This is a genomic window from Methylorubrum extorquens, from assembly GCF_024169925.1.
GTDB classification, from domain to species: domain Bacteria; phylum Pseudomonadota; class Alphaproteobacteria; order Rhizobiales; family Beijerinckiaceae; genus Methylobacterium; species Methylobacterium extorquens_A.
Genome location: NZ_JALJXF010000001.1, coordinates 3,585,625 through 3,593,648, shown reverse-complemented (window position 1 = coordinate 3,593,648; position 8,024 = coordinate 3,585,625). Strand labels below are relative to the sequence as shown.

Here is an 8,024-nt window from a genome sequence, read left to right as displayed (position 1 = left end):
TCGCGGCCCGCAAGGCTACCCGGCGACACCTCGAAGCCGCCGCCCGACTTTGATCGGGCGGCGGCTTCGATCATGGTCGTGGATGCAACTCGGACGGTTCGGCCAGGGCGCTCACCGCCGAAACCGGTCTAAGAGCGAGGATCGCCGAAGTCCGGGCGAGGGGATGGGGCGATGCCGTTTCTGCAAACGATCTCGATCGACGCCGCCGAGGCCTCGGTCCATGCCGATGCGCTGACGCGGCTGCGGGAGGATGCGCTTCAGGCCGTTGTCATCCGCAACGTCCTGACGCCCCCCGAATGTGCGTCGATCGTCGCGGATCTCGCGGTCAACCGGCAGGGCTTCCCCACCACCTCGTTCCCAGCGCCGTTCCGGTCGCACTTCTACGGGATGAACCTGAACCTCGCGGATCCGGATCTGCGCGCCTACTTCGACATGGCACCCGGCTTCGCCCGCAGCCTCGGCGACCTGATGGCGCCATGGGGCGGGTTCGAGACCCGCGTCCTCGCATTGCTCTCGCGCCTCGATGGCGGGCGGCCCTACGGCCCACCCGCCCTGCACGATGGGCGGACATACATGGCCACGACCCTGCGCTCGCACCACGAGGGCGGATACATTCCCCCGCATTTCGACAACGAGCAGAAGGACCGCCCGAGCTACCGCCACCTCGAAAGCGTGGTCGAAGGTGACATCTTCTCCTTCGTGCTGACCCTGTCCAAGGCCGAGCGCGGCGGGATGCTCGAAGTCTTCGACGCCAAGGCGGAGGCGTGGTCGGGTCGGTTCCAGAATCGCGATCGCCCGAGGGACAAGCCCGACCTCGCGCGGTTTGCCCGCCACGCCTTCGATGTCGAGGCAGGGACCATCGTGATCCTGCGCTCAGGCCGCTTCCTCCACCAGGTCACGCCGGTGGAAGGCGCTCGCCTGCGCTGGACCGCCTGCTCCTTCATGGCCCGATCCCGAATCGGTGACGCCGTCCATTGCTGGGGCTAGGTGGGTGGTGCGGGTTCCGGCCTATTTCGATGCGTTCCTCGCGGCGGTCGCAGAGGGGGCTGCGATCGATCATGTCCATCTCGGCCATTGGGACGAGCCGGGGGCAATCGGCCCGGCCCGGGCGCGGGCGGGTTTCGTGCAGGCACAGGAACGATTGAGCGCGGCGCTCGTCGCGTGGCTCGGCCTCGCGCCGGGCCACCGCGTGCTCGATGTCGGCTGCGGCTTCGGCGGCACCCTGCAGGCGATCCGGCGGAGCGATCCCGAGGTGGAGGTGATCGGGCTCAACCTCGATCCGCGCCAGCTCGCGATCGGACTTCGCCGGGACGACCGGCTGCGCAACGCTGCCTGGGTCGCCGGTGATGCCTGCCGCCTGCCTTTCGCGGGAGCCGCGTTCGATCGGCTCCTCTGCGTCGAGGCGGCGTTCCACTTCGCCTCCCGGCGCGCCTTTTTCAGTGAGGCGCACCGCGTGCTGACCCAGGACGGGGTTCTCATGATGAGCGACATCGTCCTTACTCGGCCGCCGGAGCGGCTCGCGCTGTTCGCGGATGGGCTCGAAGCCGCCTTCGGCCCCTGGCCGGACAAATGGGCGGGGCTCGATGCGATCCGGCGCGATGCGCACGCCGCCGGCTTCACCTTCCGGGTCACCGACGCCACGGCGAACATCGAGCCGAGCTATCACACCATCGCCTCGGATCGGCGTGGCCAGCCGACCGGTGGTGACGTCTTGCGGGAGCTGCACCGTCTCGGCTGCCTGCATTACCTCTACTGTCGCCTCGACAAGCGATGACCCGAATCGGTCCGCCCAGGCCTCAAGACGATGTGAGGGCGGGACGCGTCGATTGAATTCCTCAAGTTCTGCCGCAGCCTTAAATTCGCTTCCCTCACGCCTGATCGCATCGGGCGTCCCTCCGGTCATCGCGAAACCATGCTAGAGCCGTCCTCCCCCACGCATCGGCGTATCGCCCTCGTCTGCATGACGCCGCGCCCCGATGCGCAGGAACTCGGCGAGCTGCTGCTGCCGAGCTACGGCATCCGGCGCATCCACGCGGCTTTGCTCGGCGATCCCGATCTCGCCGACGCGTCCGTGCGGCTGTTCGACCGCCGCACCGCCGACATCGAGGCTTACGTCGCCGACATCCTGGAATTCGAGCCCGACCTCGTCGGCTTCTCGATCTATGTCTGGTCGGCGCCGGCGATGATCGCGGTGGCGCGGGCCCTGCGCGCGCGCCGCCCCTCGCTCGCCATCGTCTTCGGCGGTCCCTCGGCGCGATCCGCTTTCTTCGATCTCGAACCGTACCGCCCGGCCCATGCCTATCTCGACGCCGTGGTCGAGGGCGACGGCGAGGAGATCATCTGCGAGATCGCGCGGCTGCCGCAGCTCGACCGGACCGCGTGGGAGCAGGTGCGCGGGTTGACGCTGCCGACCGCAACCGGCTGGCTGCGGACCGAGCGGCGCCCGCCCATCACCGCCCTCGACCGGATCGCCTCACCCTACGCACACGGGCTGATGCCGCAGGGGGGCGTCGCCTATCTGGAGAGTTTCCGCGGCTGCCCGCTCTCCTGCCGCTTCTGCGAGTGGGGCACCAAGGAGAACAGCAAGGCCTCCTTTTCGGCCGACTACATCGCCCGCGAGCTCGACGCTTTCCGCACCCTGGAGGCGCCGGCGGTGTTCCTGCTCGATGCCGGCCTCAACCTGAACATCGGCGCCTTCCGCAACCTGCGGCTCGCCAACCAACGGTCGGGCTTCCTCAAGGAAACGCTGCTCTGGGCGGAGATCTACCCGTCGATCGTGCGCGACGAGCATCTCGCCTTCATCGAGGAGATCGGCACCGCCTATCTCGGCGTCGGGATGCAGTCGATGGACCCGGCGGTGCTGCGCTTGCACGACCGCCCCTCGGATTCGCCCCGCTTCGAGGCGGCGGTGCGCGCGCTGGCCCGCGTCACCAATATCGAGCTGCAGATCATCGCGGTGCTGCCCGGCGATACGCCGGAGGGCTTCTTCCGCACCCTCGATTACGCCCTGTCGCTGCCCGCGAGCGTTCGGGTCTATCACTGCCTCGTCCTGCCCGACGCGCTGCTGACCCGCAGCCGGCCCGAATGGAATGTCCGCTTCGACCCTCACACCCTGACGATGCGCTCCTGCGAGGGATGGAGCGAGGAGGCGGTCGCGCGCACCCGCGCGGAGCTGCGCCGCCGGGCGCTCGCCGCCGGCGGCAAGGCTGGTGAGTTCTGGTGGGCGTTCCCGCGTCAGCCCGAGCGCGTCACCCAAGCCCGCGCTTCGTGGCGGCAGGCCGCCGCGCGATGAGCGCGGCCCGCTCCGGCCTGCGCATCGCCCTGGTGGCGCAGTACCCGGAACGCGATCCGGCGATGCCGAGCTTCGTGCCCAATCTCGGCTTGCGCATGGTCGAGGCCACCCTGCGCGCCGCCGCCCTTCCCGGCCTCGTCTGCCGGGTCTGGGATCTGACCGGCGGCGACGCCGAGCGGGTTGCCCGCGAAATCACCGCTTTTGACCCCGACATCGTCGGCTTCTCGGCCTATCTCTGGTCGCTGCCCTTTCTTTGCCGCGTCGCCGCGCTCATCAAGCAAGACGACCCCGCCCGGCTCGTCGTGTTCGGCGGACCTTCCGCGCGGCCGGTCATGTTCGCGCGTCCGCCGTTCTCGAACGCGGCGGACGACATCGACGTCCTCGTCATCAACGAGGGAGAGGAGACCTTCCTCGAGATTGTCTCGCTCGAACAGCGCACGCCGGCCGCGCTGGGCACGCTGCGCGGCGTCGCCGTCCGGGACGGCGCGGGCTGGCGCGAGACCCCGGCGCGTCCGCTGGCCAACCTCGACAGCCTCGCCTCGCCCTACACGCTGAACCTCGTGCAGCACGGCGGCCTCGGCGTGCTGCAGACCTATCGGGGCTGCCCGTTCACCTGCTCGTTCTGCGAGTGGGGGACGATGGAATCACCCAAACGCGTGCGGGCGGTCGATCATCTGACCCAGGAGTTCGAGGCCATCGCCGGCCACGATGTCTACGCGGCGCTCCTCGTCGATGCCGGCTTGAACCTCAACCGCAACGCATTCCTCAACCTTCGGCGCGCGGCCGAAGAGAGCGGCTTCTTCGAGCGCCACGGGCTGATCTGCGAGGTCTACCCGGCGGCGGTGCGGCAGGAGCATCTCGATTTCCTCGCCACCGTCAGCAACGCCTATGTCGGCATCGGCCTGCAGAGCTTCGACAACGCGGTGCTGGCCCATGTCGATCGCACCTACGACGAGCGTCGCTTCGACGAGACCTTCGCTCGGCTCGATACGGTGGCGAGCCTCGCCGTCGAGATCATTCTGGGATTGCCCGGCGACAATCCCGAAACCTTTCGCCGCAACTTCGAGCGCGCTCGCCGGCTCCCCTGCGCGCTCCGGGTGTATCACTGCGTCGTCCTGCCCTCGGGCCTGATGGTGCGTTCGCCCCCCGAGCATCGCCTCGAATACGACCCGGTCTCCCTGAAGATGACCGCCTGTACCGGCTGGAGCGAGGCCGCCCTCGCGGCGGAGTGCCGCTTCCTCACCCGGCAGGCCTCGCTCCAGGGCGGACGCTCGGGCGAATTCTTCTGGACGTTCCCGCCGCCCCGGTGAGACGGTGCGGCGCCTGAGCGACGTCCAAAGCCGCCATCCCGAAGGGATCAGCCGAATTTGGTATGGGGGGCGTTCAACTCACTTCGAAGCTCGTCCACAGCCCCGTGTCGAACCGCTCCAGCACGGTCGCACTGAGCAGCCATCGACCGGGATTGTCCGCGACGAAGGCGATCTGCGCGCTGCGGCCCTCGGGGATCTGCACGGTGTCGAGCCAGTAGGGCTCCCAGCCGTCATCGAGCTGGTGCAGCAGGCGGAAGACGTGGCCGTGCAGGTGTAGGCTCTGGAGGAAGCCGGTGTCGTTGCGGATCGACAGCACCACGACCCCGCCGCGCTTGACCGAGAACAGGGGGGCTGCCCCTGCCGCCCCGCTCGCGCCGTTGATCTGCCAGATCTTGGCGGGATCGCCGGAATAGGGCGTCTCGGCGCCGGGCCTCGCCTTGTCGGGCCGCACGCCGCCCGTCAGCACGAGTTCGCGGCGGAGTGCGCTTTGCAGCCGGATCTCGGCCGGCAGACGCTTGTTCTCCGGAATCGAGCCGATCGCGGCGCGGCCGGATTGCGCCACCGGCTCGCCGGTGGCGGTCAGCGTCGCCAGCGGCAGGCCCTGCCCGATCAGCGCGGTGATGGTGCCGGCTGGTCCGGCTTGGGCCGGGAGATCGAGGAGCAGGTCGTAGCGCGTGCCCGGTGCGAAGGGGAGGGTGGCCTTCAGAGGCTCGAAGGTGTCGGTCGGCTGGCCGTCCACGGCCGCGACATAAGCCTTCACATTGTCGAAGCGGATGCGCAGGCCCCGCGCGTTACAGGCGTTGGCGAGCCGCAAGCGCAGGCGGCTGCCGGGCCGCGCGTCGAGCGCCAGCGGGATCGGCTGTCCGTTGAGCGTCACGACGCTGCCGAGCCGCCCGGCCGCTGCAGAGAAGGCGACCTGCCCGAAGGGCTGGAGCGCACCGGCCTCGTCGAGCCGCCAATCCTGCACGAGCAGGGCAAGATCCCCATCCACCGGGGGCGGGGCTGGCTCCTCCACGATCAGCATGCCGGCGAGGCCCCGGCCCGACGGCTCGCTCGATCCGCCGACGACGAGCGGGCGGATCAGGAAGCTGCCGGCATCCGGCGGCGTGAAGTCGTAGGTGAAGCTCGCGCCCGGCTTGATCGGCTCCTGGGTGACGCCGCCGACGCCGTCCATGGCGTTGGCGATCCGCACCCCGTGCCAATGCAGCGACAGCGGCTTGTCGGTCCCGTTCTCGACGCGCAGGCGGATTGCTTCGCCGAGCTTGATCCGCAGGATCGGCGCCTCCGCTTCGCCCAAGCGCCATACGGCCGTCTCGGGCGCAGGATCGGGCTTCAGGCGGAGCTTGGCCGACGCGGCCTTGATCGATTTCGGCTCCGGGGGCGGGGCTTTCCCGGCGGGCGCTTGGGCCGAGGCCGTCCCTTGGGCCGAGGCCATCCCCGGCATCAGTGCGAGGGCGGCGCTGCCCGCGAGCAGATCGCGCCGTGAGAACGATCCCGGCGCGGGCTCGGCCGTCGGGTCGGGATTTCGCATGGCGTCTCGCGTCGTCGGTCGGTCGGGCTCGCGTTGTAGACAGGCTTCGTCCCAGCCGCCACCGCACGCGGCGCCCCGCAAGTTTTTTGCTGCGGCCCCGAGCCCGCGTGCTATAGACGCGCGCTTCGACGGCCCGGTATCCGGGCTCGTGTCGATGGCGCTCGCGGGCGTGGCGGAACTGGTAGACGCGCTGGATTTAGGTTCCAGTGTCGCAAGACGTGGGGGTTCGAGCCCCTCCGCCCGCACCATGTCCGTATCGGCGTCAGGAACCCGAGCGGTTCCCGCCGGAGCGCCCGCACGGGGCTTCCCTGGCGCAGCGGCACGCGAAGACGAGATTGCGGTTTTAGAAAACAGCGGACGAACGACGATGCAGGTGACCGAGACGACCTCCGAGGGGCTGAAGCGCGAGTTTCAGGTGCTCCTCCCCGCGAACGAGCTTGAGGATCGCCTCAACACCGAGCTCTCGAACATCAAGGGCAAGGTCCAGATCAAGGGCTTCCGCCCCGGCAAGGTGCCGGTCGCGCATCTGCGCAAGGTCTACGGCAAGTCGGTGATGGCCGACGTGCTGCAGAACGCCGTCAACGAGGCCAACCAGCAGATCGTCTCCGACAAGGGCCTGCGCCTCGCGCTCGAGCCGCAGATCGAGTTCCCGAAGGACGAGGAGCAGACCATCATCGAGCGCGCGCTCGATGCCAAGGGCGACCTCGCCTTCAAGGTGAAGCTTGAAGTGCTGCCGAGCTTCGAGCTCGCCGACCTCTCCGACGTGTCGATCAAGAAGCTCGTGCTCAAGCCCTCCGACGAGGAGATCAACGAGACGCTCGAGCGCATGGCCAAGGACAGCCGCTCCTTCGAGCCCCGCGAGGAGGGCGCCGAGGCGCAGTCCGGCGACCGCGTCACCATCGATTTCGTTGGCCGCATCGACGGCACCGAGTTCGAGGGCGGCAAGGGTGAGGACGTCGATCTGGAACTCGGCTCCAACACCTTCATCCCCGGCTTCGAGGACCAGCTCGTCGGCGCCAAGGTCGGCGACAGCCGCCTCGTGAAGGTCGCCTTCCCGTCCGACTATCAGGCCGAGCAGCTCGCCGGTAAGGACGCCGAGTTCGACGTGACCGTGAAGGTCGTCGCCGCCCCCGGCGAGACCCAGATCGACGACGAACTCGCCAAGCGCTTCGGCATGGACGACCTCGAGAAGTTGAAGGAGGCCGTCTCCAAGGCCGTCGGCTCCGATTACGAGGCCCAGTCCCGGCGCAAGCTCAAGAAGGAGCTTCTCGACGCGCTCGACGGCAAGTACGCCTTCGACCTGCCCCCGAGCCTCGTCCACCAGGAATTCGCCGCCGTGTGGGCGCAGGTCGAGCAGGACCTGAAGACCCGCGGCAAGACCTTCGAGGACGAGGGCACGACCGAGGAGGCGTCGCAGGCGGAGTACCGCAAGATCGCCGAGCGGCGCGTCCGCCTCGGTCTGGTGCTTGCGCAAGTCGGCGAGACCGCCGATATCAAGGTCTCGGATGACGAGGTCAATCAGGCCCTGTTCGCCCGGATCCGGCAGTTCCCGGGCCAGGAGAAGCAGGTCTACGACTTCTACCGCAACAATCCGCAGGCGCTCGCCGAGCTTCGCGCGCCGCTGTTCGAGGAGAAGGTCGTCGACCATGTCCTCGGTCAGGTCCAGGTCGTCGAGGAACCCGTCTCCAAGGAGGCGCTCTTCGCCGAAGACGACGAGGCCGACGCCGTGAACGGCGCGGCCGCGACGGACGAGAAGCCGAGCGAGTCCAACAACGAGGCGGCGGCCGACAAGGCTGCCGGCTGATCGCCGACCCACCGGCTCCGCGGCGGGCGGCGATCTTCGAGATCAGGCGGCGTTAACGCTTGCCGTGTTCGCTGTAACCATCCGGCC

Annotated in this window: 6 protein-coding genes and 1 tRNA gene; 6 read left to right on the top strand and 1 reads right to left on the bottom strand. The window is 68.9% G+C overall.

The annotated features are described in order from the left end of the window. The first annotated feature begins 171 nt into the window (after positions 1-171). From J2W78_RS16960 to J2W78_RS16945, 4 genes are all read left to right on the top strand, one after another. Positions 172-987, top strand: coding sequence for a 2OG-Fe(II) oxygenase (locus J2W78_RS16960; protein ID WP_253372363.1), 816 nt, complete (start codon positions 172-174; stop codon positions 985-987). Further along, the gene (locus J2W78_RS16955) at positions 962-1,774 is read left to right on the top strand and encodes a class I SAM-dependent methyltransferase (protein WP_253372361.1); all 813 of its coding nucleotides are present in this window, start codon (positions 962-964) and stop codon (positions 1,772-1,774) included. The genes J2W78_RS16960 and J2W78_RS16955 overlap by 26 nt, the downstream gene beginning before the upstream one ends. Before the next feature lie 138 nt (positions 1,775-1,912). Next, positions 1,913-3,292, top strand: coding sequence for a B12-binding domain-containing radical SAM protein (locus J2W78_RS16950; protein ID WP_253372359.1), 1,380 nt, complete (start codon positions 1,913-1,915; stop codon positions 3,290-3,292). Further along, positions 3,289-4,602, top strand: a complete 1,314-nt coding sequence (locus J2W78_RS16945; RefSeq protein ID WP_253372358.1) for a B12-binding domain-containing radical SAM protein — start codon at positions 3,289-3,291, stop codon at positions 4,600-4,602. The genes J2W78_RS16950 and J2W78_RS16945 overlap by 4 nt, the downstream gene beginning before the upstream one ends. Positions 4,603-4,675: 73 nt before the next feature. On the opposite strand, the gene J2W78_RS16940 is transcribed toward J2W78_RS16945, so the two are convergent. Then, a complete protein-coding gene (locus J2W78_RS16940; protein ID WP_253372357.1) occupies positions 4,676-6,133 on the bottom strand; it encodes a multicopper oxidase family protein in 1,458 nt (485 codons plus the stop codon). A gap of 163 nt (positions 6,134-6,296) precedes the next feature. Between J2W78_RS16940 and J2W78_RS16935 the strand changes: the two genes are divergently transcribed. Further along, a tRNA-Leu gene (locus tag J2W78_RS16935) sits at positions 6,297-6,381 on the top strand. A 119-nt stretch (positions 6,382-6,500) separates the two neighbouring features. Then, positions 6,501-7,937 (top strand): trigger factor, encoded by a 1,437-nt coding sequence (gene tig, locus J2W78_RS16930; protein ID WP_253372356.1) that lies wholly within the window; start codon positions 6,501-6,503, stop codon positions 7,935-7,937. Positions 7,938-8,024 lie beyond the last annotated feature (87 nt).

What these genes read in the sequence shown, in the direction of transcription:
- J2W78_RS16960 (WP_253372363.1), top strand. Translation starts at nt 172, where the DNA reads ATGCCGTTTCTGCAAACGATCTCGATCGACGCCGCCGAGGCCTCGGTC.
- J2W78_RS16950 (WP_253372359.1), top strand. Translation starts at nt 1,913, where the DNA reads ATGCTAGAGCCGTCCTCCCCCACGCATCGGCGTATCGCCCTCGTCTGC.
- J2W78_RS16945 (WP_253372358.1), top strand. Translation starts at nt 3,289, where the DNA reads ATGAGCGCGGCCCGCTCCGGCCTGCGCATCGCCCTGGTGGCGCAGTAC.
- J2W78_RS16940 (WP_253372357.1), bottom strand. Translation starts at nt 6,133, where the DNA reads ATGCGAAATCCCGACCCGACGGCCGAGCCCGCGCCGGGATCGTTCTCA.
- tig (WP_253372356.1), top strand. Translation starts at nt 6,501, where the DNA reads ATGCAGGTGACCGAGACGACCTCCGAGGGGCTGAAGCGCGAGTTTCAG.